Origin of the sequence: Microbispora sp. NPDC046973 (assembly GCF_040644495.1) — a bacterium.
Taxonomy (GTDB): domain Bacteria; phylum Actinomycetota; class Actinomycetes; order Streptosporangiales; family Streptosporangiaceae; genus Microbispora.
This window is the reverse complement of record NZ_JBEYWQ010000012.1, coordinates 224,283-247,298: the sequence shown is the minus strand read 5'-3', so window position 1 is coordinate 247,298 and position 23,016 is coordinate 224,283. Positions and strand designations below refer to the sequence as shown.

Here is a 23,016-nt window from a genome sequence, read left to right as displayed (position 1 = left end):
TTTCCGTTCTCCCTTTCAGTGCTACGGCGTGCGGCACCCGCAGGCGTGACTCGGTACGGTGGCCGGGAGACCGGGTCTTGTGGGAGGGAGGGAAGACGCGTGCGACACAGCTGACCGCCGCGCTGCTGCTCCTGCTGCACGCGATCTTCCTGACCTCCGGCGGCGTGCCGGCGTCCGCGTCCACGGTGGGAACGCCGTATCGCCCTGCCGTCCTCCATACGAGCCTTCACCAGGGTCCTCACCTCGCCGCGGGCCGTCCGGCGGCGGGAGAAGGCGCCCGGCTCACGGACACCCGGACATGCCCTCCGGCGCACGCGACGCGGCCGGCCCAGGGCGACCCGCCCCGGGTCCAGGCGGGCGCGGGCGGCCCCGGCGTGTCCGGCGGGCCGGTCGTGCTGCCCAACCCGGCGGCGCCGCCCGGCGGCACCCGGGTCACCCGGGCCGGGCCGCACCACGACGGCCTGCCCGCCCAGTGCCCGCGCCGGGCCGCCACGGCCCGCGCTCCTCCCTCCACGGCGTACTGAGACCTTTCCCACTCGTACGCCTGTGGAGGCTTCATGTCCCGTGCGCCCCTGTGGCGCGCGGTGGCGGCGCTCGCCGTCATCGCGACCTCACTTCTGCTCGCCCTCACCATGGCCCCGCGCCTCGGCCTCGACCTGCGCGGCGGCACCCAGCTCGTCTTCGAGACGAAGGACTCTCCCACGGTCGAGGCGGACGCCGACGCCACCGACCGTGCCCTCGACGTGCTCCGGCGCAGGGCGGACGCCCTCGGAGTCGTCGATCCCACCCTGGTCCGCTCCGGCGAGAAGCGGATCATCGTCGAGCTGCCCGGCGTGCTCGACCCGCGCGAGGCCGCCGCGGTCATCGGCAAGACCGCCCAGCTCAACTTCCATCCGGTGCTCGGTCCCGCGGAGGCCGGCGACAAGGACGCGATCGCCGACGAGAGCGGCCAGAAGCTGAAGCTCGGGCCGGTCGCGCTCAGCGGGGCCGGCGTCACCGACGCCGCCGCGCGCACCGACCCCCAGATGGGGCCCGGCTGGTTCGTCACGATCGACTTCAAGGAGCCCGGACCCTGGCGGGAGCTGACCGGGACGGCGGCCTGCGCCCCGGTCGGCGACCACAAGCGCCGCGTCGCCATCGTCCTCGACAACGAGATCATCTCCTCGCCGCAGGTGGACGAGTCGATCGCCTGCGAGGCGGGGATCCCCGGCGGCACCACGCAGATCACCGGGTCGTTCACCGCCCAGGAGGCGCAGAACCTCGCGGTGCTGATCAAGGGCGGCTCGCTTCCGGTGCCGCTGGACCTGGTCGAGCAGCGTACGGTCGGCCCGACCCTCGGCGCCGACGCCATCGCGGCGAGCGCCAAGGCCGGCGTCGTCGGCGTGATCTTGACCGCGGTGTTCATCGGCGTCGTCTACAGGCTGGTGGGCGTGCTGGCCGCGGTCGCGCTCGCCTGCTACGGCCTGATCTCGTACGCCGGGCTCGTGGCCATGGGAGCCACGCTCACGCTGCCCGGCCTGGCCGGGTTCGTCCTGGCGATCGGCATGGCGGTGGACGCCAACGTGCTGGTCTTCGAGCGGGCCAGGGAGGAGTACGGCGAGGCGCCCCGCCGGGGCCTCAAGGCGGCCCTCGACCGGGGCTTCAAGAACGCCTGGAGCGCGATCGCCGACTCCAACATCACCACCCTGCTCGCCGCGGGGCTGCTGTTCTGGCTCGCCTCCGGACCGGTGAAGGGCTTCGGGGTGACGCTGGCCATCGGCGTGCTCGCCTCGATGGTCTCGGCGATGCTGATCACTCGGGTGCTCACCGCCGCCCTGATCGGCAGGCTCGGCCCCCGGGCGTCCGGCATCGGCTCGATCGGCCGGGTCAGGACCTGGCTGACCCGGCGCGACCCCGACCTGATGCGCGGCAGGCGGCTGTGGCTCGCCGTCGCGGCCGGGCTGCTCGTGCTGGCGGGAGCCGGACTGGTCACCCGTGGGCTGAACTACGGGGTCGAGTTCACCGGCGGCCGGATCGTCGAGTTCGGCACGAGCAGACCCGTCGATGTCGCCACGGCGAGGCAGGCGGTGGCGGACGCCGGGTTCCCCTCGGCCGTCGTGCAGCGATCGGACGACGCGATCTCGGTGCGTACCGGGCAGATCAGCGCCGACGACGTGGTGCGCATGGAGGAGGCGCTCGACCGGCGCGTGGGCGAGGTCGCCAAGCAGCGCGACGAGCTCATCGGGCCGAGCCTCGGCGAGGAGCTGCGCCGCAACGCGCTCATCGCGCTCGCCGTCGCGCTCGCGGCGCAGCTCGCCTACCTGGCGTTCCGGTTCCGGTGGACGTTCGGCGCGGCGGCCGTGGCGGCGCTGTTCGTGGACGCGGCCGTCGTCGTCGGAGCGTTCGCCTGGATGGGCAAGCCGATCGACGGGGTGTTCCTGGCCGCGATGCTCACGATCATCGGCTATTCGGTCAACGACAAGGTCGTGCTCTTCGACCGGGTGCGCGAGCTGTGGCCGGTGCGGCGCGGGGAGCCGTTCGGCCGGGTGGTGAACACCGCGATCCTGCAGACCGTGCCGCGCACGGTCAACACCGGGCTCGGTGCGCTGTTCATCCTGGCGGCGCTGGCGGTGTTCGGCGGCGACTCGCTGCGCGACTTCGCCGTCGCCCTGCTGATCGGCATCGTCGTGGGGACGCTGTCGTCGTCGTTCGTGGCCGGGCCGGCGGCGATCGCGCTGGAGAGGCGCAACACCCAGCCGCCACCGGCTCCCGCCGCCCCGCGTGCCAGGCCCGCGCGGCGCGACGGCTCCGGCGCGGTGGTCTGACCGACCCGATCCGCCGGCATGGCCCCGGGGCGGGGACGTCCCCGCCCCGGGGCCGTGCCGCTACGGCCGTCCGAGCGCGCGCAACTGGGCGGGCGTCAGCGCGGAGACGTTCTGGTCGATGGGCGAGTCGGTGTACTGGTGGATCGCCCAGGACTTCCAGTCGGCGGGCGGCGTGATGTCGCCCGGGGCCTTGCTGTAGTGGGCCACCCAGAGGGGGTACTGGCCGAGGCCGCGGCCGTACTTGTCCGCGAAGTTCCAGCCGCTGTAGAACATCGGCCTGGTGCCGGTCTTGGCCGTCACGTACTCCAGCCAGGTCTTGGCCCACGTGTTGACGTGCTCGACGGACTGGCCGTCGGTGGCCTCCAGGTCGAGGACCAGGATGTCGCCCGGCTTGCTCGGCTGCGAGTTCACCACCTTGAGGAAGTGGTCGGCCTCGGCGATGGGGTCGTTGGAGGGATGGGCGAAGTGGTAGACGCCGCGGACGATGCCCTTCTTGGCCAGCTCCTGCCAGTGCCGGGGGAAGGACGAGTCGACCCAGGAGGTGCCCTCGGTGGCCTTGATGAAGCCGAACTGCGCGCGGCTGTTCATCCAGTCGTGGTCGGCCTCGTAGCCGGAGACGTCCTGGCCGTACGTGTGCGGGTTCGCGTAGGCGGGAGCGGGCAGGGCGACGGCCGCCGTGACGGTGGCGGTGGCGGCCGAGACCGCGAGGGTCGCCGCCACGAGGGTGGAACGCAGACGCCGGCGGGAGGGCAGGCTGCCGAGGGAGAGCCGATGGGTGGACATGTCGGGGTTGACTCCTTGCTTCCATGCCGCCTACCGGGTTAGCTGACGGGTTCGGGCAGGAAGTGCCCTACGGGCGCATCTGGGGGTCTGCGCGCCGATTCACCCCGAGAGAGTGGGTCCCCGGCTCCACGTGACGCGGATTCGGCGGCCGCGCGATCACCGCGCGGTCCGGGCAACGACACGGCAAGGGATATGACGGCGGAAGTCGGCCGGTACCCATGCCGTGTCCCCTAAAGGTACACACACCACCAGAATGGTGTAAACGGTACAAAACACGTCTTTACCTGGGCTGCTACCACCCCCGATCGCCCCGCCATGGGCCGAGTCCCGTGATCCTCTCCACGCGAAGTAAGGGCCGTGGCTACTAACGGTAAGTATCCATTCGGACACGTGTTGTGACAGGGTCGTCGCCGAGGGGGTCCTAAGACCCCGCGACGGTCTCGGAAAGGGTGTGAATGGGAGTCTTCCGCCGCGTCCTCGCCGCCTGCCCGACAGCCCTCACGGCGGAGTGAGAGGCATCCCCCGTCACGTGGCGTGCGTCATGGACGGGAACGGCCGGTGGGCCGCACAGCGGTCACTGCCCCGCACCGAGGGGCATCGGGCGGCCGAGGCCGCCGTGATCGATGTCATCGAGGCGGCCCATGCGGCGGGCGTCGAGTGGCTGAGTCTGTACGCCTTCTCCACCGAGAACTGGCGGCGCCCGGCCGCCGAGGTCGACCTCCTGCTGCGACTGGTGCGGCGCGCGATCCGCAAGCACGCACTGTCACTGCACACACGCGGAATCCGCTGCCGGTTCCTCGGGGTCGCCGACCCGCGGATCCCGCCCGCGCTGGCCAGGGACATCGCCGACCTGATGGCGCTGACCCGCGACAACCGGCGGATGACGTTGACGGTGGCGTTCGATCACGGCGGCCGCCGCGACATCGTCGAGGCCGCCCGGTCGCTGATCCGCGACGGGGTGCCGCCCGAGCAGGTCACCGAGGAGAGTTTCGCCCGCCGTCTGCCCCACCCCGACATGCCGGAGGTGGACCTGGTCATCCGCACCTCCGGAGAGCAGCGCATCTCCAACTTCATGCTCTGGCAGGTGGCCTACGCCGAATGGGTCTTTCCCCAGGTGCTGTGGCCGGACTTCCGGGCCGGGCACTTCTGGGAATGCCTGGAGATCTACCGGCGGCGCGACCGCCGGTTCGGCGCCGTACAGGCACCGGCCCCGACAGGAAAGGGATGTCAATGAGCGACGCCGCAGCCGCGGGACCCGACGCCGATCCGCTCGGCCCGGGATCGATGCTCCACCGGTTGACCCGGCAGACGCGCTGGGGACTGGTGGCGACCCGGGCGATCGTCCTGGAGGCCGCGCACCCGCAGATCGGCGCCGCGCTGATCACCAACTCGACCTTCGTCGCGCACCCGTGGAGGCGGCTGCGCAACACCGTGCTCAGCGCACAGCGGATGGTCGACCCCGACCCTCGGGTGCGGCAGCGGGAGGCGGACCGGCTCAACCGCCTGCACGCGCGGATCACGGGCACCGACGCCGAGGGCCGCCCGTTCAACGCCGCGGACTCCGAGGCGCGCGCCTGGGTGGTGGCGACGCTGTTCGAGTCCGCGGTCACGATGTGCCGGCTGAGCGGCGAGTCCCTCGACGGCCCCGCCCTGGACCGGCTCTACGCCGAGTTCCAGGCGTTCCTCGCCCTGATGGACCCCTACGGGGGCAAGCTTCCGCCCACGCTGCGGGAGTTCTGGCGCTACTACGCGTCGGCAGAGGAGCGGCTGGAGAACACCGAGGCGGTCCACGTCATCCTCGACCGCCTGTTCGCGCAGGTGCCCGCTCCCCCGCTGCTCCGCGACCGGCCGGCCGTGTGGGCGGCGGGCAGGGCGCTCGCCGGTCCCGCCGCCAGCGCGATCGTCGTGGCGTCGCTGCCCGAGTCGCTCCGCGCTCGCCTGGGGCTCGCCGAGTTGCCGGGCACGCGCACGCTGATGCACGCCGCCTACCTGTCCACCAGCCTCGCGACGCGTCTGCTGCCGGAGGCGTGGACACGGCTCGACACGGTCATGACCATGCTCGACCCGGCGTACACGCCGCAGCAGCGAAACGGCGACTCGCCGGCAGGGCTGCACGGGCTGACCGCGCTGACGGGGCTGCGCCGTGGTGTCGCGAAAGCCGGGGCGCTCCTGCGCCTCCTCACGCCCGATGCGGATACGGCGACGGCGACGACGGCCGACTCGACGGTGCGCTCCGCCTCGCGGTTCTTCTCCGAGGTCCTGGACCAGACCGGCGACGGCCACCTCGACTGGCCCGACCTCGCCGCGATGGCCCGGGAGATCGCCTCCCGTCTCGACGTGGACACCCAGGACGAGGACCGGCTGTTCGCCGCCTTCGCCGAGTGGTGGCGCGAGCTGCAGAAGGAGCTGGACACCGACGGCGACGGACGCATCACCGGCCACGAGTACGCCGCGGCCGCCGCCGCCATGGCCGGGCCCGCCCTCATCAGGATCGCCGAGGTCCTGTTCGACGTCACCGACACCGACGACGACCAGGTCATCGACGCGCGGGAATACCGGGCCCTCTTCCGCACGGCGTTCGACCACGACCCGGGCGGCGGCGACGCAGGCGAGCGGCTGACCCGGGGCGAGTTCGTCCGCCGGTTCCTGAGCTTCATGGCGGGCCGCCGGCACTCCGGCGCCTACGACCAGTTGTTCGCCCAGGCGTGACGGCATCGCCTCCGGCGCGAAGCGCGACCGACGTCAGATCATCGAGCGCATCGGCCCGTGCGGCGGCTCGATGCCGAGCTGGGTCAGCGCGGAGACGTGGAACACCGCCCCCGGCACGTGGATCGCGTGGGCCAGGCCGACGTGGGCGTCCCGCCAGAAGCGCTGGATCGGGTTGTCCACCCGCATGGCGTTGCCGCCCGACCGCGCCACGATCTCGTCCATCGCGCGCACCGCGCGCCAGGCCGCCTGGACCTGGGTGCGGCGGCCGACGGCGCGCTCGTCGAAGGTCACCTCACGGCCGGAGGCAACGATGTCGTACATGCGTGAGGCGTTGTCGAGCAGGGCCGCCCGCGCCGCCGCGATGTCGGCGGCCGCCTCGCTGATCGCGTACAGGACGTAGGGGTCGTCCTTGATCCTGGTGCCGGTGATCTGCACGCGGCCCTTCTGGTACGCCAGGTGGTGGGCCAGGGCGCCCTCGGCCATGCCGATGACCGAGGCGGTGATGCCGAGCGGGAACGCCGCGGAGAACGGCAGGTGGTAGGTCGGGTTGGTCAGTCCCGCTTCCTTCGCCTGGCTGCCGTCCACGACCTTGTTGAACGGGATGACCCGATAGCCGGGGACGAACGCGTCGGTGACGATGATGTCCTTGCTGCCGGTGCCGCGCAGGCCGACGACGTTCCAGGAGTCCTCGACGATCTCGTAGTCGGACCGGGGCAGGATGAGGTGCAGCGAAGCCGGCGGCTGGGCCATCGCGCCCTCGGCGTCGCCGAGCAGGCCGCCGAGGAAGATCCACTCGCAGTGGTCGGTGCCCGAGGAGAACTGCCAGCGGCCGTTGAAGACGTAGCCGCCGTCGACCGGCCGGGCGATGCCCATCGGCGCGTACGGCGAGGCGATCCAGGTGTCCTGGTTCTCGCCCCAGACCTCCTGCTGCACCCGCGGGTCGGCGAACGCCATCTCCCACGGGTGGATGCCCACGACCCCCGCCACCCAGCCGGTCGATCCGTCCAGGCCGGCGATCTTCATGATCGTCTCGGCGAAGTCGCGCGGGTGGAACTCGAAGCCGCCGTGGGTCTTCGGCTGGAGCATCCGGATGACGCCCGCCTCCCGCAGCACCTTGGCCGCCTGGTCGTCCAGCCGGCACAGCGCCTCGTTGGAAGGGCCGAGCGCGCTGATCTCGTCGGCCCGCTGGATGATCGCTTCGAGTACCGCATTGGCCATGGCTGATCTCACTTCTTCGCCGCGAGGGCGACTGCGATTTCGATGAGCTGGTCTTCCTGCCCCCCGACGAGCTTGCGGCGCCCGGCCTCGATGAGGATCTCGGCGCCGGACACGCCGTACTTCCTCGCCTGACGGTCGGCGTGCTTGAGGAAGCTGGAGTAGACGCCGGCGTAGCCCATCGTCAGCGACAGCCGGTCGAGCAGGCACTCGCCGTCCATGATCGGACGGACCACGTCCTCCGCGGCGTCGATGATCTTGAGGGTGTCGATGCCGGTGCGGATGCCGAGCTTGTCGGCCACCGCGGCGAAGGCCTCGACCGGCGTGTTGCCGGCGCCGGCGCCGAACCTGCGGGTGGAGCCGTCGATCTGCAGCGCGCCCGCGCGGACCGCGATGACGGAGTTGGCGACGCCGAGGCCGAGGTTCTCGTGGCCGTGGAAGCCGACCTGGGCGTCATCCCCCAGCTCGGCCACGAGCGCGGCGATCCGGTCGGCGGTCTGCTCCAGGATCAGCGCCCCGGCCGAGTCGACGACGTAGACGCACTGGCAGCCGGCGTCGGCCATGATCCGGGCCTGCCGGGCGAGGACCTCCGGCGGCCGGCTGTGCGCCATCATCAGGAACCCGACGGTCTCCAGGCCGAGCTTCCTGGCCAGCCCGAAGTGCTGGACGGAGATGTCGGCCTCGGTGCAGTGGGTGGCGATCCTGCAGACGCTCGCGCCGTTGCCGGCGGCCTCGCGGATGTCGTCCTGCACCCCGAGGCCGGGCAGCATCAGGAACGCGATCTTCGCGCGCTCGGCCGTCGCCACGGCCGCCTTGATCAGCTCCTGCTCCGGGGTGTGGCTGAATCCGTAGGTGAACGACGAGCCGCCGAGCCCGTCGCCGTGCGTCACCTCGATGACCGGCACGCCCGCGTCGTCCAGCGCGGCCACGATCGACCGCACGTGCTCGACGGTGAACCGGTGCTGCTTGGCGTGCGAGCCGTCCCGCAGGCACGAGTCGGTGACCCTGATGTCGAGGTCGGCGCTGTAGGGCATGGTCGATCTCCTTATGCCTGGATGCGCTGCGCGAAGCCCTCGCCGACCTTGGTGGCGGCGGCCGTCATGATGTCGAGGTTGCCGGAATAGGGCGGCAGGAAGTCGCCCGCGCCCTCGATTTCCAGGAACACGGCGACCCTGGCGAGCCCCCCGCTGACCGCCGTCGGGTCGTCGAATTGGGGCTCGGTCCGCAGGCGGAATCCGGGCACGTACGACGCCACGCTCGCGACCATCTCCCTGATCGACGCGGCGATCGCGTCGCGGTCGGCGTCGACGGGGATCGCGCAGAAGATCGTGTCCTGCATGAGCATCGGCGGCTCGGCCGGGTTGAGGATGATGACGGCCTTGCCCTTGGCGGCGCCGCCGATCGTCTCGATGCCGCGCGCGGTCGTCCTGGTGAACTCGTCGATGTTGGCGCGGGTGCCCGGGCCGGCCGACGGCGAGGCCACGCTGGCCACGATCTCGGCGTACGCGACCTCGGTGACCCGCGAGACGGCGTGCACGATCGGGATGGTCGCCTGGCCGCCGCAGGTGATCAGGCTGACGTTGGGCGCGTCGAGGTGGGCGCCGAGGTTGACCGCGGGCACCACGGCGGGCCCGAGCGCGGCCGGGGTCAGGTCCACCGCCTGAATGCCCAGCTCGCGATAGCGGGGCGCGTTCTCCCGGTGCACGGACGCCGAGGTCGCCTCGAAGACGATGTCGGGCCGCACGTCCTGCGCCAGGAGCCGGTCCACGCCCTCGGCCGAGGTGATCAGTCCCCGATCGGCGGCCCGCTTCAGCCCCGGGCTGTCGGGGTCCACGCCGATCATCCAGCGCGGCTCGATGTGCGCCGAGCGCAGCAGCTTGTACATCAGGTCGGTCCCGATGTTGCCCGAGCCGACGATCGCGGCGGTCGCCTTACTCATGGGAGTCCTCTTGTCCGGATCATTCGAAGCGCGCGGACACGGAGCCGAGCCCGGTGAACTCGGCGCGGAAGACGTCGCCGGGGCGCACGTCCACGGCCCTGGTGCAGGACCCGGGAAGAACGACGTGCCCGGCCTCGAGCTTGACCCCGAACGAGGCGACCTTCCTGGCCAGCCAGGCCACCGCGGTGGTGGGGTTCCCGAGCACCGCGCTCGTGTTGCCCCGGGTGATCTCGCTGCTGTCGTCGAAGGGGCCCTCACCGGAGTAGAGCACCGCCTCGATGTCCGTCAGGTCGAGCCCCTCCGGACGCACCCGCGCGTCGCCGAGGATCACCCCGGCCGAGGACGCGTTGTCGGCGATGGTGTCGGCCAGGCGAATCCGCCAGTCCCTGATGCGGCTGTCGATCAGCTCGATGCTCGGCACGACGTACTCGGTCGCGGCGAGCACGTCCTCCTCGGTGCAGCCCTCGCCGGGCAGGCTCGCCCCGAGCACGTAGCCGATCTCCAGCTCGATCCGGGGGTAGCAGTACCGCCCCGCCTCGATCGGCACGTCCTGCGACAGCACCATGTCGTCGAGCAGGTGGCCGTAGTCGGGCTCGTCCACGCCCATCATCTGCTGCATCACCGGGGAGGACAGCCCGACCTTGTGCCCGTACACGCGGGCCCCCGCCGCCAGGCGCCTGCGGATGTTCGCGAGCTGGATCTCATAGGCGTCCACCACGTCGATGTCCGAGTGGGTGTCGGTCAGCGGCTCGATCGGCGCCCGGTCCCGCTGGGCCGCCCGCAGCCGCCCGGCCACGTCCGCCCGCAGCACCTCGTCCAGCATCCCGTCCTCCTGAGTTCTCCGAGCGCGGATGGTCAAAGGGTCGCGTCACGGCCGCCGCGGCGCCCGCCCGCCTCCCGCTCAGTGGGAGCGCAACGGTTGTGCGCGAGGTCAGCCGTCGTAGGTGACCTTGAGCCGGTCGCTCAGCGGGATCGCCTGACAGGCCAGGATCAGCCCGTCGGCGAGGTCCCGCCGGTCGAGCACCGTGTTGCGCTCCAGCTCGACCTCACCCTCCAGCAGCACGCAGGCGCACGCGCTGCACGACCCCTCGCGGCAGGAGTACGGCGCGTCCAGCCCGGCCTCCAGCAGCACGTCGAGCAGCTTGCCGCCTCGCGGCCAGGCCAGGGTCCGCGTCTCGCCGTCGAGCTCGACCTCGACCGTGCTGGTGGGCCCGGAGGTGTCGAGCACGACCTCGGTCTCCGCGAACGGGTCGCCGGCCGGCGACTCGAACCGCTCGACGTGGACGCGCTCCGGCGGCGTCCCGTGCCGGGCCAGGACGTCGACTGCCAGGTCCATGAACGGCCCGGGGCCGCAGACGAACGCCTCCCGCCCGGCGTACGGCCGGGTCAGGCCGGCCAGGCCCGCCGCGGTCGGCAGGCCCTGCACCGACTCCAGCCAGTGGATCACCGTCAGCCGCTCGCCGTGCCCGGCGGCCAGCGCGACCAGCTCGTCCCGGAAGATCACCGAGTTCTCGTCCCGGTTGGCGTAGACGAGCACGACCGAGCCGGTCCCGCCCCGCAGGCACGACTTGAGTATCGACATCACCGGTGTGACGCCGCTGCCGCCCGCGAGCAGCAGCAGGTCCTCGTCGAGCGAGGCGGGGGTGAACAGCCCCGAGGGCCGCAGCACCTCCAGCACGTCGCCCTCGGTGACGTTGTCGCAGATCCAGTTGGACCCGTAGCCGCCCCGGGTGCGCTTCACCGTCACCTTGAGCTTGTCGTCGCACACGGGCGAACTGCTCAGCGAGTAGCAGCGCGCCGCGCCCTCGGGCCGCGTGGTCGGCACCCGGATCGTCAGGAACTGCCCGGGTTTGTAGGTGAGCCTGGCCGCGTCTCCCCCGGCGGGCTCCAGCACGAGCGAGTGGGCCTCGGCGGTCTCCCGGATCACCTCCACCACCCGCACCCTGAGCGATCGCGGCCGCGTCGTCTTTCCCACAGTTGGTTCTGCCACTGCGGTCACGTCCTGGCCGTGCTCGTCTTACGCGCGCGAAGGGCCGCGTGCCGCGCGGCGATGTAGCCGAAGACGATGGACGGGCCGATCGTGGCCCCCGGGCCGGCGTACTCGTTGCCCATCACCGACGCCGAGGTGTTGCCCGTGGCGTACAGGCCCTCGATGGGCGCGCCGTCGGCCCGCAGCACCCGGCTGTGCTCGTCGCACACCAGGCCCCCCTTGGTGCCGAGGTCGCCCACCTCGATCCGGAACGCGTAGTAGGGCGCCTCGTCGATCACGTCCAGGTTCGGGTTCTTCAGCGTCGGGTCGCCGTAGTAGCGGTCGTAGGCGCTGTCGCCGCGACCGAAGTCCAGGTCCTTGCCCGCGCGGGCGAAGCCGTTGAAGCGCTCGACGGTCCCGGCAAGCGCGTCCGCCGGGACGCCGATCTTGTCCGCGAGCTCGGCGAGGGTGTCCGCCCGGAACGCGATGCCCTGGTCGTAGAACTCCTGGGGGATCGGCATGCCCGGAAGGATCTGCGCGAAGGGGTAGCGCGCCCGCGCTTTTGCGTCCATCACGAACCAGGCGGGGACGTGCCCGCCGGCCAGTTGCTCGTGCACGAAGTTCACGTACGGCGCGGACTCGTTGGCGAACCGCCGCCCGTCCCCCGACACGATGACCGACGGCGGGATGCACCGCTCGGACACCAGCGGGATCGTCGCCCCCGCCGGGTGCCGTACGGCCGGCATCCACCAGGCGTCGTCCATCAGGTCGAGGGCCGCGCCCAGGCGCTCCCCGGCCAGGATGCCGTCGCCGGTGTTCTCCCGCGCGCCCATGCCGAAGTCGGGCCTGGCGCCCTCTGGCAGAAACCTCTCACGCAACTGGGGGTTGTGGTCGAAGCCGCCGGTCGCCAGCAGCACGCCGTACCGGCCGCGGACGCGGATCGTCCTGCCCTCGCGCCGGGCCACGATGCCGGTGACCACCCCGTTGTCGTCGGTGACGAGGTCGGTCATCGGCGTCTTCAGCCACAGCGGGACGCCCGCGTCCTTGAGCGCCATCCGCAGCCGCGCGACCAGGGCACGCCCGCCGGTGGCCATGTGACGGCGGCGGATCACGTTCGACGACACCCGCCAGGCCGCGACGACCGAGGCCCAGCGGCCGCGCCAGGTGCGCTTGACCATGGCCAGGTCGCGATAGTCCTTCGCCGTGATCCACAGGCCGAGCGGGCCCTTCATGCTGTTCGGCCGCTGATACCTCTCGTCCTCGCCGAGTTTCCGGGTGTCGAACGGCAGTGCCTCGATCGACCGGCCGAGCGGCCGGCCTCCCTCGTACTCGGGGTGGTAGTCGGCGTAGCCCTTCACCCAGAAGAACCGCATCCACCTGCTCTTCTCGAGCAGTTCCATCGCCGCCGGGCCGTTGTCGACGTACGCGTCCAGCCGGGCGGCCGGGACGCGGCCCTCGGTCAGCAGGTCGAGGTAGCGCCGGATCGACTCGCGGCTGTCGTCGTGCCCCCTCGCGCGCAGGGTCGGGTTGTTGGGAATCCAGATCCCGCCGCCGGAGATGCCGGTGCTGCCGCCGAACTTGGCACCCTTCTCGACCACGACGCACGACAGCCCGCTGTCGTGCGCGGTCAACGCGGCGGCCATGCCTCCGCCGCCGCTGCCGACGATGACGAGGTCGAACTCCTCATCCCAGCCGGTCACCGCTCGTCCTTCCTGGTGAGGAAGGCCAGCACGACGCTCTCCCACGCGGCTTTCTGCTCGATCATCACCCAGTGGCCGCAGTCGGGGAACACGTGAACCTCGACGTCGGGGATCGTCCGCATCGGCAGGAGCGCCATGTCGACGGGGCTGACCCGGTCGTCGCGGCCCCACGTGATCAGCGTCCTGGCCTTCAGCTGGTGCAGCATCGCCCAGTAGGGCGGGGCGTCCGACGTCGCGGCCGCCTTCTGACCGGCGGCGAAGGCGGCCTTGCCGTACATCCGGCGCGCGGCGGCGAGCGTCTCCGGCTCGGTGGCCAGCGCCCAGCGCTCCTCTATCAGCTCCTCGGTGACGAGGGCCGGGTCGTACACCATGGAGTGGAGCCACTGGACGAGCCGCTCACGGGTGGGCTCCTCGGTGAACTCCATCAGGAGCTTGAGGCCCTCGCCGGGCGAGGGGCTGAAGAGGTTGCGGCCGATGCCGCCGATGGTGACGAGCCGGCCGATCCTGTCGGGGTGGGCGAGCGCCACCTGCGTGCCCACGATCCCGCCCATCGAGTTGCCGATCACGTCGGCCTGCCGGAGCCCGAGCCCGTCGAGGAAGCGGATCACCGCGCCGTTCGCCGCGAGCATCGGATGCCGGTCGGTCGGGTCGCTGACCCCGAATCCGGGGAACTCCAGCACCAGGCAGCGGAAGTGCTCGGCGAACGTCGCCAGGTTGCCGCGATAGTTGCGCCAGCCGGTGACCCCGGGCCCCGATCCGTGCAGAAGCACCAGCGGCGGGCCCTGTCCGGCCTCGTGGTAGCGCAGCACACCCTGGTCGGTCGCGAGCTCCCGCAGGGTCGACTCGTAGGTCAGCTCCGTCATCGTCCGTCCCGGGTCGCAGGAGTGTCGGATTCCGTGACGCTAACTGGACAGGCGCCGCGAACAGGACGATCATCCCGATGAGCGAGACCCGGGCGGGCGGGCCCGGTGACCTGCTCGGACCGTGACCCCGCCCGCGCGCGGCTTCCGTTGACCGGGATCCCCGTGCGATCCGCCCACGAGGGGGTTTGTAAGTTCGTTACCTGAGGCACCGACACGCACGCGAGGTGAGTCCATGACCGCTGCACCCGCCGACCCCGAGTTCACCGAGGTGGCGCCTCCGACGCCGGCCGAGTTCCGGCGCGCGCTGGGCATGTTCGCGACCGGCGTGACCGTGGTCACGGGCCTCGACGACGGCGAACCGGTGGGCTTCGCCTGCCAGTCGTTCGCGTCGGTGTCTCTCGAACCGCCGCTGATCCTCTTCTGCGCCGACCACAAGGGCCGTGCCTGGCCGCGGATCAGGAAGTCGGGCCGCTTCTGCGTGAACGTCCTCGGCGAGGACCAGGTCGACATCTGCGGCCGGTTCGGCTCCAGCAAGGGCGCCAAGTTCGCGGGACTCGACTGGGACCTGTCGCGATGGGGCACTCCGGCGTTGCGGCAGGTGCTGCTGCGCGTCCACGGCGAGGTGCGCGACGTGCACGTCGCCGGCGACCACGACGTGATCATCGGCCACGTCCACGAGCTCGAACCCGTCGACACCGAGCAGCGCCCGATGCTGTTCTTCCGCGGCCGCTTCGGAATGGAGCAGGACGACCAGGCCGCCGCGCTCGGCCCCAACCTGTGGGGCTGGGGCGACCACTGGGGCTGAGCGCCCGCCTCCCCTCCTAGTGCGTGGGCATGCTCTGCCCATGACCGCGAGGGTGGTCATGGGCTGGTGAGCAGCGGGCCGGTTCAGAGCCAGTCGCCGTTCTGGCCGGCGGCGAGCAGGCGGTTCATGGTCTCGGGGGACCAGGTGCGGTCCGGAACGCGATGGACGGCCCGGGACCTGCGCCTGGAGCCCAGGCCGGGGAAGAGAGCGAGCGAGACCTGCCGCGCGGCGTCGACCACGAGCGGGGCGACCTTCTCCAGCGGCGTGCGGGCGTCGCCCACCAGGGAGATGCCGGCCACCGGCCCTTCGTGGCCGCGCACGGCCGCGGCGACGCAGGAGATGTCGGGGAAGCACTCCCCCCGCTCGAAGGCGAGCCCGCGGCGCTGCCGGATGCGGTTGAGCTCCTGGTGCAGCGTGCCGATGTCGCCGATCGTCCGGTTGGTATGGCGGCTGATGTGCCCGTCGATCAGCGCCTCGACCTGCTCGGGCTCCAGCCAGGCGAGGATCGCCTTGCCGAGCGCGGTGCAGTGGGCCGGGGCCCGTCCGCCGACGCGGGAGGGCACCGACAGGGCGAACCGGCCGCCGACCTTGTCGAGGTAGAACACCTCGGCGCCGTCGAGCACGGCGAGGTGGACGACCATCCCGGTCCTGATCTGCAGGTTGTGCAGCAGCGGCGCGGCGGCCTCCCGGATCTCTCCGTGGCTGCCGTCCCGGCCGCCGAGCCCGAGCGCCCGCTTGCCGAGGCTGTAGCCGAACGAGGTGTGGTCCAGCCAGTTCAGCCGTACGAGCTGGTCGAGGATGCGATGAGCCGTCGAGCGCGGGAGGTGGGTGCGGCGGGCCACGTCTTCGAGTGTGAGACGGGTGGAGCGACCGGTGAACGCGTCCATGATCAGCGTCATCCGCTCGACCATCGACAGCGGCAGCTCTCGTGGAGCGGGCGCCGTCGCCTCGTGCTCGGCACGGAGAGCGGTCATCACACCTCCCAAAACTGAAATGAATTCTTACTTCGGAATGTAGCAACGCATCATGACTCCGGAAAGGGGAGGAAAGGCATTCCCGTCTGTCGTCGCGTGTCCGGTTCCGGTCGGCGACTTCGAGGTTCTCCAGCCGCGCCAGGACCCTGGGTAGGGTGAGGGAATGCTTTGACGCCTGCCCGTTGATCGGGCCCCTCCGCGGTTCTCCTTCGCTCATCCACGGCTGACTCGAAGGAGAATCAATGACGACCTCATCCCGCATCGAGGTTCCCGCCGCGTTCGCCGCCTCCTACGGCGCGCGGGGCGCCGAGGAGCGCGCCTGGATCGCCGGGCTGCCCCGCTTGGGCGGCGAGTTCCTGGAACGCTGGGGGCTGCGGCCCGACGGCCCGGCGGCCCACGGCATGGCGTCGCTGGTCCTGCCCGTGCTCCGGGCCGACGGCACACCGGCCGTGCTCAAGCTGCAGCGGCTCCGGGAGGAGACCGCCGGCGTGGCCGCCGGACTGCGGGCGTGGAACGGCGACGGTGTCGTGCGCCTGCTCGACCATGACGAGCGGAGCGGCACGCAGTTGCTGGAACGGCTCGACGCCGCCCGGCCCCTGTCGTCGGTGGCCGACGACGTCACGGCCCTGCGGATCCTGGCCGAGCTGCTGGCCCGCCTGACCACGCTGCCCGCGCCCGAAGGCGTGCGGGGGCTGGCCGGGATCGCCGCCGCCATGCTCGACCAGGTCCCGTGGGCCGTACGCGCACTGCGCGACCCGGACGAGCGGCGGCTGGTGCGCGTCTGCGCGTCCGCCGTGACCGAGCTGGCCGGCGAGCCCGGCGACCGGCTGCTGCATTGGGACCTGCACTACGACAACGTCCTCGCCGGGGAACGGGAACCGTGGCTCGCCATCGACCCGGAACCGCTGGCCGGCGACCCCGGATTCGAGCTGCTGCCCGCCCTGGACAACCGGTGGGACGAGGTCGCGGCCACCGGTGACGTCGCCCGCGCGGTGCTGCGCCGCTTCGACCTGCTGACCGAGGTCGTCGGCCTCGACCGCGAGCGGGCGACCGGCTGGACCCTCGGCCGCGTGTTGCAGAACGCGCTGTGGGACGTCGAAGACGGCAAGACGGCACTGGACCCGGTGCAGGTCGCCATCGCCACGGCCCTGCTCACCCGCCGGGGATGAGCCGGACCTGTCAGGGGCTGCCGGGCGGCTTGCTCCAGCCACCCACGCCGTGACCTTTTCGTGACCTTGATAGCCTGCCTGCTCCGTAGGCCATCGGAGCAGGCCATCGGACGGTGCGTGGATCGGGGACCTGATGGGGGAAAGACGGCGGCTGCGTCTCAACGCGCCGCTGGACACGACCGGGATCGTCCTGGCCGCCACCTTCTTCTCCCTGTCCCTCACGCCGTCGCTGCTGCCCCGCCCCTGGACGCTGCAGGGGATCATCGCGGGCGTGCTCACCGCCACCGGTTACCTGGCGGGGGTGCTGGCCGCCGCACTCGTACGCCCGGCCGCGGCACGGATCCCGGCGCGGTGGCGGGCGGCGTGGCGCCGCAAGGGACGGCGGCGGGCCCGGCGCCTGGTCGCGACGTTCGGCTGCGGTCTCGGCGCGGCCTCGCTGGTCCTGGGCGTGCGCGCGCAGCGGGACATCTACGTGCTGATGGGACTGGACCCGCCGGAGCGACTCAACTACCTCGGCGTCCCGCTGATCGCGGCGGCCCTGTTCCTCGCCCTGCTGGCCGCCGCCCGGGCGCTGCGGATCGCCGCACGGGCGCTGGGCCGCTTCCTCGGCCGGTGGTTCCCCGCGACGGCCGCGCAGTTCGCCGCGGGACTCGGGGTGGGCGTGCTGGCCGTCTTCCTGACCGACGGGATCCTCACCGAGGCCCTGCTCAAGGGGGCCGACCACAGCTTCGCCGCGATCAACACCGAGACCGCCCCCGGCGTCACCCCGCCGGCGGCCGCCACCCTGTCGGGCGGCCCCTCCTCGCTGGTCTCCTGGGCGTCCCTCGGCCTGGAGGGCCGGGCCTTCGTCGCGGACGCGCCGACGGTGGGCGAGCTGAGCCGCTTCAGCGGGCGGCCCGCCGTCTCGCCCATCCGGGTCTACGCGGGGCTCGACTCCGCGGCGACCACACGCGAAAGGGCCGCGCTGGCCGTACGGGAACTGGAGCGGACCGGCGCGTTCGGCCGCAAGGTGCTCTGCGTGATCACGACGACCGGCACCGGCTGGGTGGACCCGCAGGCGGCGGCCGCCCTGGAGTTCATGTACGGCGGCGACACCGCGCTGGTCTCCATGCAGTACTCCTACCTGCCGAGCTGGCTGTCGTTCCTGGTGGACCGCGAGCGGGCCATGGCGGCCGGGCGCGAACTGTTCGACCAGGTGTACGCGCGCTGGTCGGTGCTGCCCGCCGCGCACCGGCCCGAACTGCTGGTCTTCGGGGAGAGCCTGGGGGCGTTCGGCGCGGAGTCGGCGTTCGGCGGCGACCGGGACCTGCGGGAGCGCACCGACGGCGCGCTGTTCGTGGGGCCGCCGGACAGCAGCGCGCTGTGGCGGCGGATCGTCGACGGCCGCGATCCGGGCAGCAGGGAGGCGCTGCCCGTCTATCGGGACGGCGAGACCGTGCGCTTCGCCAACCGCCCCTCGGACCTGAACCTGCCCGCGTCACCCTGGAACGCGCCGCGGGTCGTCTACCTCCAGCATCCCTCCGACCCGATCGTGTGGTGGACGCCCCGGCTCGTCCTCGCCCGGCCCGACTGGCTGGAGGAGCGGCGCGGCGACGACGTGCTGCCCTGGATCCGGTGGTATCCGTTCGTGACGTTCTGGCAGATCACCGCCGACCTGGTGTTCTCCCTCGACGCGCCGCCCGGGCACGGCCACGACTACGACGGCGAGGTGATCGCCGCGTGGGCGCGGATCGCGCCGCCGGACGGGTGGGACGACGCCCGGACCGCGGCGCTGACCACGCTGCTCGCGACGCGTACGTCCGGGTCAGACGCGCAGTGAGTCGAGCCAGCCGATCAGCCGGGCTCCCTCGCGCGTCATGATCTGGGGGTCGCGCAGGGCGTTGGCCAGCAGCGACATGCCCTGGTAGGCGCCCACCAGGGTCAGGGCGAGGCCGTCGGGCTCGGGCAGGCCGAGCTCGCGGAACTGTCGCTCGACCCAGTCGAGCAGCAGCCGGATGACCTTGCCCGCCTCCGCGTCCAGGCCGCCCTCGTCACGTTTGTCCAGCTCGGCGGCGAGCGTGCCGGTCGGGCAGCCGTACCGGGCCGCGAGGTCGCGCTGGCCGACCCACGTCTCCACGAGGCCCTTGAGCCGCTCCCGGGGGTCCGGCAGCCGCTCCAGCCGTTCGGTGAGGTCCCCCAGGTGGCGGGCGTGCTCGGCCAGCGCGGCGGCGACGAGCTCGTCCTTGGTCTTGAAGTAGTAGTACACGTTGCCGACCGGGACGTCGGCGGCGCGGGCGATGTCGGCGATGGTGGTGCGTTCCGCGCCCTGCCGGTGCACCACCTGCGCGGCGGCGGCCATGAGCCGCTGCCGCTTGGCGCTCGCGGCCCTCACCCGGGCACTGGTCGAGTCAGTCACCTGACTGACTATAGGAGGGCCGGGCCCGCGCCGTACACGGCCGGGCCCGGCGCGACCTCTACCAGTTGGCCGGCAGTCCCGGTGTGGTGGGGGGCAGGGGGCGGTTCTTCGGGTGGATGACGTACACGATCCCGCCGCTGCCGGTGCTGCGCAGCCAGACGTTCTCGAAGTTGGCCCGCGGGTAGACGTGGCGGACCGCGTCGTTGTCCGGGGAGGCGGGGTCGTTGGCGATCACGTCGCCGTCGGCGGTGAAACCGATGATGACCATGAGGTGGCCGTTGGTGCTGTATCCGGCGCCGGGCAGCTCCTCGGCCTTGAACGACTGCGAGGTGACGACCGGGATGCCGGCCCTGATCAGCCGCTCCATCTCGGTCAGCGAGCGGAGCCGGGTGACGAACCCCTCAAGGCCGTACCGTCCGGCGTACGCGGCGTTGAACGGCCAGTTGCCCGCCCCCTCGTAGGCGTAGTCGTAGGTGTATCGGGCGGCGTAGTCGACCTCGGGGTTGGGGTCGGAGGGGTCCACCCAGGCGGTGTCCTGCTTGCTGGGCCACTTGCCCCAGTAGCCGAGGACCATGGTGGTCGAGGTCGGGCTGCACCAGGCCTCTCCCCCGCCGTCCCACTCGGGGTAGTGGCCCTCGTGGACGTTCTGCGAGCGGCGGGGCACCGGCAGCTCGACGCCCCAGGCGATGCCGCCGGGGCTGACCGGGACGGTCGCCCGGTCGGGCACGGCGGAGGCCATCGCGCCGAGCGTGCGCACGACCGGGGTCACGGCCGAGCCCGGAGCGCGATACAGCGTGACGCGCAGCTGGTAGGAGGTGATCGCCTTGCCCGCCGCGGCCACGAACGTGTCCACCGAGACGGTGCCGTCGGCGTCCCGCTGCCCGGACAGCGACGTGCGGAGGATGTCCTCGTCGCCGTACGCCCAGCGGCCGAGCACGTACCACTTCGTCTGCCCGGCGGGGTGACGGCCGCGCATCTCGACCTGCAGCCAGCTGCCGGCGGGCACGTCGGCGTTCCAGGAGGCCACCAGCTCGGTGGCGGCGAACCCGATCGGCTGCTCGGGGCCGGTCCACCGGGCGTACTCCCAGGTCTTGGTGCCGAGCGCGTCGGTGTAGGAGATCGTGCCCTCGGGGGCGGCGATGGACAGGGTGCTGCCCGCCTTCACGCCCTCCCGAAGGCCGGGGCCGAAGTGGGCCCGCTGGTAGACGACGTCGACGGCGGACGGCGGGGGTTTGGTCACGGCCTCGGCGGCCGTGGAGGTGATGGTGAGGGATGAGGTCATCAGAAGGGCGGACAGGAACACGGTCAGCACGCGCATGGCTCACCTCGGGGTCTCGTCGGCGCCCTCGACGGTAGAGACCCCGCCCCGCCCGGCACATCGGCAGGAATACGTATCCGCTACCGGGGTTCGCGGGGCAGGCCGAGCACGCGCTCGCCGATGATGGTGCGCTGGATCTCGTTGGAGCCCGCGTAGATGGTGTCGGACCGGGAGAACAGGTAGAGCCGCTGCGCGTCGCTCAGGTCGTACGGCGGGCCGTCGGCGACCATGCCGGCCGCGCCGAGCACGTCCATCGCCAGCTCGCCGAGCTCGCGGTGCCACACGCCCCACACGAGCTTGGAGATGGACGACTCCGGGCCGGGCGCGCCCGCCGCGATGCCGGCCATCGTGCGGACGGCGTTGAGCCGCATGACCTCCAGGCCGATCCAGGAGCGGACGAGCCGGTCGCGCAGCAGGGGGTCGTCGACCGCGCCCGTCCTGCGGGCCAGCGCGATGATCGCCTCCAGCTCGCGGCGGAAGCCCACCTGCCGGCCGAGCGTGGCCACGCCGCGCTCGAAGCCGAGCGTCGCCATGGCGATCTTCCAGCCGTCGCCGGGCGCGCCCACGATGTTCGCGGCGTCCGTCACCGCGCCGTCGAAGAACACCTCGTTGAACTCGCTCGTCCCGGTCATCTGGACGATGGGCCGGATCTCCACCCCGTCCTGCCGCATGGGCACGAGCAGGTAGGACAGGCCCCGGTGACGCGCGGAGCCCGGCTCGGTGCGGCAGACCGCGAAGCACCAGTCGGCCTCCATGGCCAGGGAGGTCCACACCTTCTGGCCGGTGACCCGCCAGCGGCCGCCGTCCAGTTCGGCGCGGGTCTGCACGCCGGCCAGGTCGGAGCCGGCGTTCGGCTCGGAGTAGCCCTGGCACCACAGCTCCCGGCCGGCCACGATCGGCGGCAGGAACCGGGCGCGCTGCTCGTCGGTGCCGAACGCGATGATCGTCGGGCCGAGCAGGTTCTCGCCGATGTGGCCGACCCGGGCGGGCGCGCCGGCCAGCGCGTACTCTTCGTGGAAGACGACCTGCTCCTCGACGCTCGCGCCCCGCCCGCCGTACTCCTCGGGCCAGCCCAGACAGGTCCAGCCGGCCTCGGCCATACGCCGTTCCCAGGCCAGCCGCACGTCGAACGCCTCGTGCTCGCGGCCGGGCCCCCCGAGCCCCCGGGCGTGGGCGAACTCGCCCGACAGGTTGTCCTCCAGCCAGGCCCGCACCTCTGCCCTGAACGTCTCGCTCCCGCTCACGCCTGGCACTCTACCAAACAGTTGTTAGAATGATCGCCATGTTCACCACCGAGGAGCAGGAGGAGCTGCGGCGCACCGTCCGCGCCCTGCTGGAGCGCAACCCCCCCGCCCGCCCGGCGCCCGACGCGACGCCGGAGTACGACGAGACCGTCTGGCGGCTGCTCGCCGGCCAGGTGGGGGCCTTCGGCCTGGCCGTCCCGGAGGAGCACGGCGGAGCGGGCTTCTCCTATGCCGAGACGCACGTGGTGTGCGAGGAACTGGGCCGCGCCCTCGCCGCGGTGCCCTACCTGGGCTCGGCCGTCCTCGCCGCCGGCGCCCTGCTGGCGTGCGGCGCGACCGGCGACCTGCCCGGCCTCGCCGACGGCACCCGCGTCGGCGCGCTGGCCTGGGCCGAGGGCGGGACGTGGGACCCGGCGGCGATCCGCGCGCACGTGGCGGACGGCCGGCTCACCGGCGTCAAGGAGCACGTGCTCGACGGCGCGCGCGCCGACCTGTTCGTCGTGCCCGCCGCCACTCCCGAGGGCGGTCTCGGCCTGTACGCCGTCGACGCCGGCGCCCGGGACACGGCGGAGGGGAGCGTCAGGGTCGAGTCGCTGGTCACGCTGGACCGGACCCGGCCGCAGGCGCGCGTGGTCTTCGACGGCGCCCCGGCGCGGCTCCTGACCGCCGACGGGCACCGCGTGCTGGAGCACCTGCTCGCCGTCGCCGCGACCGCGCTGAGCGCGGAACAGCTCGGCGGGGCGTCGCACTGCCTGGAGATCACGCTGGAGTACGTGAAGACCAGGGAGCAGTTCGGCCGCCCGATCGGCTCGTTCCAGGCGGTCAAGCACCGTCTGGCCGACCTGTACGTGCTGGTCGAGTCGGCCAGGTCGGTCAGCTACGACGCGGCCCGCGCGCTCACCGAGGACGCCGCCGACCTGCCGGTGCGGGCCGCGGCGGCGCAGGCGTACTGCGCCGAGGCGTTCTCCACCGTGGCGGCCGAGACCATCCAGCTGCACGGCGGCATCGGCTTCACCTGGGAGCACGAGGCGCATCTGTACTTCAAGCGGGCTCACTCGGCGGCGAAGCTGTTCGGCGACGCCGCCTGGCACCGCGCCCGCCTCGCCCCCGCCGTCCTCGGCGGCTGACC

General features: G+C 72.3%; 20 protein-coding genes and 1 riboswitch. Of the genes, 8 read left to right on the top strand and 12 right to left on the bottom strand.

Annotation, left to right across the window (positions count from 1 at the left end; genetic code table 11):
- Nucleotides 1-77: 77 nt before the first annotated feature.
- Nucleotides 78-524 (top strand): hypothetical protein, encoded by a 447-nt coding sequence (locus tag ABZ860_RS23275; protein WP_357223532.1) that lies wholly within the window; start codon nt 78-80, stop codon nt 522-524.
- Nucleotides 525-557: 33 nt separating this feature from the next.
- Nucleotides 558-2,804, top strand: a complete 2,247-nt coding sequence (secD, locus tag ABZ860_RS23270) for a protein translocase subunit SecD (protein ID WP_357223529.1) — start codon at nt 558-560, stop codon at nt 2,802-2,804.
- A 60-nt stretch (nt 2,805-2,864) separates the two neighbouring features.
- Here the strand turns inward: secD and ABZ860_RS23265 are convergent, their stop codons facing one another.
- On the bottom strand, nt 2,865-3,587 hold the full coding sequence (locus ABZ860_RS23265) for a GH25 family lysozyme (protein WP_357223526.1): 723 nt from the start codon (nt 3,585-3,587) through the stop codon (nt 2,865-2,867).
- A 12-nt stretch (nt 3,588-3,599) separates the two neighbouring features.
- Nucleotides 3,600-3,744: riboswitch (cyclic di-AMP (ydaO/yuaA leader) on the bottom strand.
- Nucleotides 3,745-4,095: 351 nt separating this feature from the next.
- Between ABZ860_RS23265 and uppS the strand changes: the two genes are divergently transcribed.
- The gene (uppS, locus tag ABZ860_RS23260) at nt 4,096-4,821 is read left to right on the top strand and encodes a polyprenyl diphosphate synthase (protein WP_357223524.1); all 726 of its coding nucleotides are present in this window, start codon (nt 4,096-4,098) and stop codon (nt 4,819-4,821) included.
- Nucleotides 4,818-6,296 carry an oxygenase MpaB family protein gene (locus ABZ860_RS23255; protein ID WP_357223521.1) on the top strand — a complete coding sequence of 493 codons (1,479 nt, stop codon included), beginning with the start codon at nt 4,818-4,820 and terminating at the stop codon, nt 6,294-6,296. The genes uppS and ABZ860_RS23255 overlap by 4 nt, the downstream gene beginning before the upstream one ends.
- 33 nt (nt 6,297-6,329) lie before the next feature.
- On the opposite strand, the gene ABZ860_RS23250 is transcribed toward ABZ860_RS23255, so the two are convergent.
- The 7 genes from ABZ860_RS23250 to ABZ860_RS23220 all read right to left on the bottom strand — a co-directional run bounded on the left by ABZ860_RS23250 (nt 6,330) and on the right by ABZ860_RS23220 (nt 13,982).
- Nucleotides 6,330-7,514, bottom strand: coding sequence for an acyl-CoA dehydrogenase family protein (locus ABZ860_RS23250; RefSeq protein ID WP_357223518.1), 1,185 nt, complete (start codon nt 7,512-7,514; stop codon nt 6,330-6,332).
- A gap of 8 nt (nt 7,515-7,522) precedes the next feature.
- Complete coding sequence (gene dmpG / locus ABZ860_RS23245; protein ID WP_357223516.1) at nt 7,523-8,545, bottom strand: 4-hydroxy-2-oxovalerate aldolase; 1,023 nt, start codon at nt 8,543-8,545, stop codon at nt 7,523-7,525.
- An 11-nt stretch (nt 8,546-8,556) separates the two neighbouring features.
- On the bottom strand, nt 8,557-9,450 hold the full coding sequence (locus ABZ860_RS23240; protein WP_357223513.1) for an acetaldehyde dehydrogenase (acetylating): 894 nt from the start codon (nt 9,448-9,450) through the stop codon (nt 8,557-8,559).
- Nucleotides 9,451-9,469: 19 nt separating this feature from the next.
- On the bottom strand, nt 9,470-10,273 hold the full coding sequence (locus ABZ860_RS23235) for a 2-keto-4-pentenoate hydratase (protein ID WP_357223511.1): 804 nt from the start codon (nt 10,271-10,273) through the stop codon (nt 9,470-9,472).
- A gap of 108 nt (nt 10,274-10,381) precedes the next feature.
- The gene (locus ABZ860_RS23230) at nt 10,382-11,425 is read right to left on the bottom strand and encodes a ferredoxin--NADP reductase (protein WP_357223508.1); all 1,044 of its coding nucleotides are present in this window, start codon (nt 11,423-11,425) and stop codon (nt 10,382-10,384) included.
- 20 nt (nt 11,426-11,445) lie between these two features.
- Entirely contained in the window at nt 11,446-13,119 is a 1,674-nt protein-coding gene (locus ABZ860_RS23225; protein WP_357223506.1) for an FAD-binding protein, read from the bottom strand.
- The gene (locus ABZ860_RS23220) at nt 13,116-13,982 is read right to left on the bottom strand and encodes an alpha/beta fold hydrolase (protein WP_357223503.1); all 867 of its coding nucleotides are present in this window, start codon (nt 13,980-13,982) and stop codon (nt 13,116-13,118) included. Before ABZ860_RS23220 ends, ABZ860_RS23225 begins: the two co-directional genes overlap by 4 nt.
- Nucleotides 13,983-14,214: 232 nt before the next feature.
- Here ABZ860_RS23220 and ABZ860_RS23215 point away from each other — a divergent pair, with 232 nt between their 5' ends.
- Complete coding sequence (locus tag ABZ860_RS23215) at nt 14,215-14,787, top strand: flavin reductase family protein (protein ID WP_357223501.1); 573 nt, start codon at nt 14,215-14,217, stop codon at nt 14,785-14,787.
- A gap of 83 nt (nt 14,788-14,870) precedes the next feature.
- Here ABZ860_RS23215 and ABZ860_RS23210 read toward each other — a convergent pair whose 3' ends face one another.
- Nucleotides 14,871-15,761, bottom strand: a complete 891-nt coding sequence (locus ABZ860_RS23210) for an IclR family transcriptional regulator (protein WP_357223499.1) — start codon at nt 15,759-15,761, stop codon at nt 14,871-14,873.
- Nucleotides 15,762-16,003: 242 nt separating this feature from the next.
- On the opposite strand from ABZ860_RS23210, the gene ABZ860_RS23205 reads away from it, so the two are divergent.
- Nucleotides 16,004-16,930, top strand: coding sequence for an aminoglycoside phosphotransferase family protein (locus ABZ860_RS23205; RefSeq protein ID WP_357223497.1), 927 nt, complete (start codon nt 16,004-16,006; stop codon nt 16,928-16,930).
- Between the two features lie 133 nt (nt 16,931-17,063).
- Nucleotides 17,064-18,749 (top strand): alpha/beta hydrolase, encoded by a 1,686-nt coding sequence (locus ABZ860_RS23200; RefSeq protein WP_357223495.1) that lies wholly within the window; start codon nt 17,064-17,066, stop codon nt 18,747-18,749.
- Here ABZ860_RS23200 and ABZ860_RS23195 read toward each other — a convergent pair.
- The 3 genes from ABZ860_RS23195 to ABZ860_RS23185 form a co-directional block, all read right to left on the bottom strand.
- Nucleotides 18,735-19,325: a TetR/AcrR family transcriptional regulator gene (locus tag ABZ860_RS23195; protein ID WP_357223493.1), complete on the bottom strand. Its 591-nt coding sequence runs from the start codon at nt 19,323-19,325 to the stop codon at nt 18,735-18,737. The genes ABZ860_RS23200 and ABZ860_RS23195 overlap by 15 nt on opposite strands.
- Nucleotides 19,326-19,383: 58 nt before the next feature.
- Complete coding sequence (locus ABZ860_RS23190) at nt 19,384-20,643, bottom strand: C39 family peptidase (protein ID WP_357223491.1); 1,260 nt, start codon at nt 20,641-20,643, stop codon at nt 19,384-19,386.
- A gap of 80 nt (nt 20,644-20,723) precedes the next feature.
- The gene (locus ABZ860_RS23185) at nt 20,724-21,887 is read right to left on the bottom strand and encodes an acyl-CoA dehydrogenase family protein (protein ID WP_357223488.1); all 1,164 of its coding nucleotides are present in this window, start codon (nt 21,885-21,887) and stop codon (nt 20,724-20,726) included.
- Nucleotides 21,888-21,925: 38 nt separating this feature from the next.
- Here ABZ860_RS23185 and ABZ860_RS23180 point away from each other — a divergent pair, with 38 nt between their 5' ends.
- Nucleotides 21,926-23,014 (top strand): acyl-CoA dehydrogenase family protein, encoded by a 1,089-nt coding sequence (locus ABZ860_RS23180; protein WP_357223485.1) that lies wholly within the window; start codon nt 21,926-21,928, stop codon nt 23,012-23,014.
- Nucleotides 23,015-23,016 lie beyond the last annotated feature (2 nt).

Coding starts and splice junctions, on each gene's coding strand:
- ABZ860_RS23205 (WP_357223497.1), top strand. CDS start 16,004: ATGACGACCTCATCCCGCATCGAGGTTCCCGCCGCGTTCGCCGCCTCC.
- secD (WP_357223529.1), top strand. CDS start 558: ATGTCCCGTGCGCCCCTGTGGCGCGCGGTGGCGGCGCTCGCCGTCATC.
- ABZ860_RS23210 (WP_357223499.1), bottom strand. CDS start 15,761: ATGACCGCTCTCCGTGCCGAGCACGAGGCGACGGCGCCCGCTCCACGA.
- ABZ860_RS23190 (WP_357223491.1), bottom strand. CDS start 20,643: ATGCGCGTGCTGACCGTGTTCCTGTCCGCCCTTCTGATGACCTCATCC.
- ABZ860_RS23255 (WP_357223521.1), top strand. CDS start 4,818: ATGAGCGACGCCGCAGCCGCGGGACCCGACGCCGATCCGCTCGGCCCG.
- ABZ860_RS23180 (WP_357223485.1), top strand. CDS start 21,926: ATGTTCACCACCGAGGAGCAGGAGGAGCTGCGGCGCACCGTCCGCGCC.
- ABZ860_RS23215 (WP_357223501.1), top strand. CDS start 14,215: ATGACCGCTGCACCCGCCGACCCCGAGTTCACCGAGGTGGCGCCTCCG.
- dmpG (WP_357223516.1), bottom strand. CDS start 8,545: ATGCCCTACAGCGCCGACCTCGACATCAGGGTCACCGACTCGTGCCTG.
- ABZ860_RS23250 (WP_357223518.1), bottom strand. CDS start 7,514: ATGGCCAATGCGGTACTCGAAGCGATCATCCAGCGGGCCGACGAGATC.
- ABZ860_RS23235 (WP_357223511.1), bottom strand. CDS start 10,273: ATGCTGGACGAGGTGCTGCGGGCGGACGTGGCCGGGCGGCTGCGGGCG.
- ABZ860_RS23240 (WP_357223513.1), bottom strand. CDS start 9,450: ATGAGTAAGGCGACCGCCGCGATCGTCGGCTCGGGCAACATCGGGACC.
- ABZ860_RS23265 (WP_357223526.1), bottom strand. CDS start 3,587: ATGTCCACCCATCGGCTCTCCCTCGGCAGCCTGCCCTCCCGCCGGCGT.
- ABZ860_RS23200 (WP_357223495.1), top strand. CDS start 17,064: ATGGGGGAAAGACGGCGGCTGCGTCTCAACGCGCCGCTGGACACGACC.
- ABZ860_RS23220 (WP_357223503.1), bottom strand. CDS start 13,982: ATGACGGAGCTGACCTACGAGTCGACCCTGCGGGAGCTCGCGACCGAC.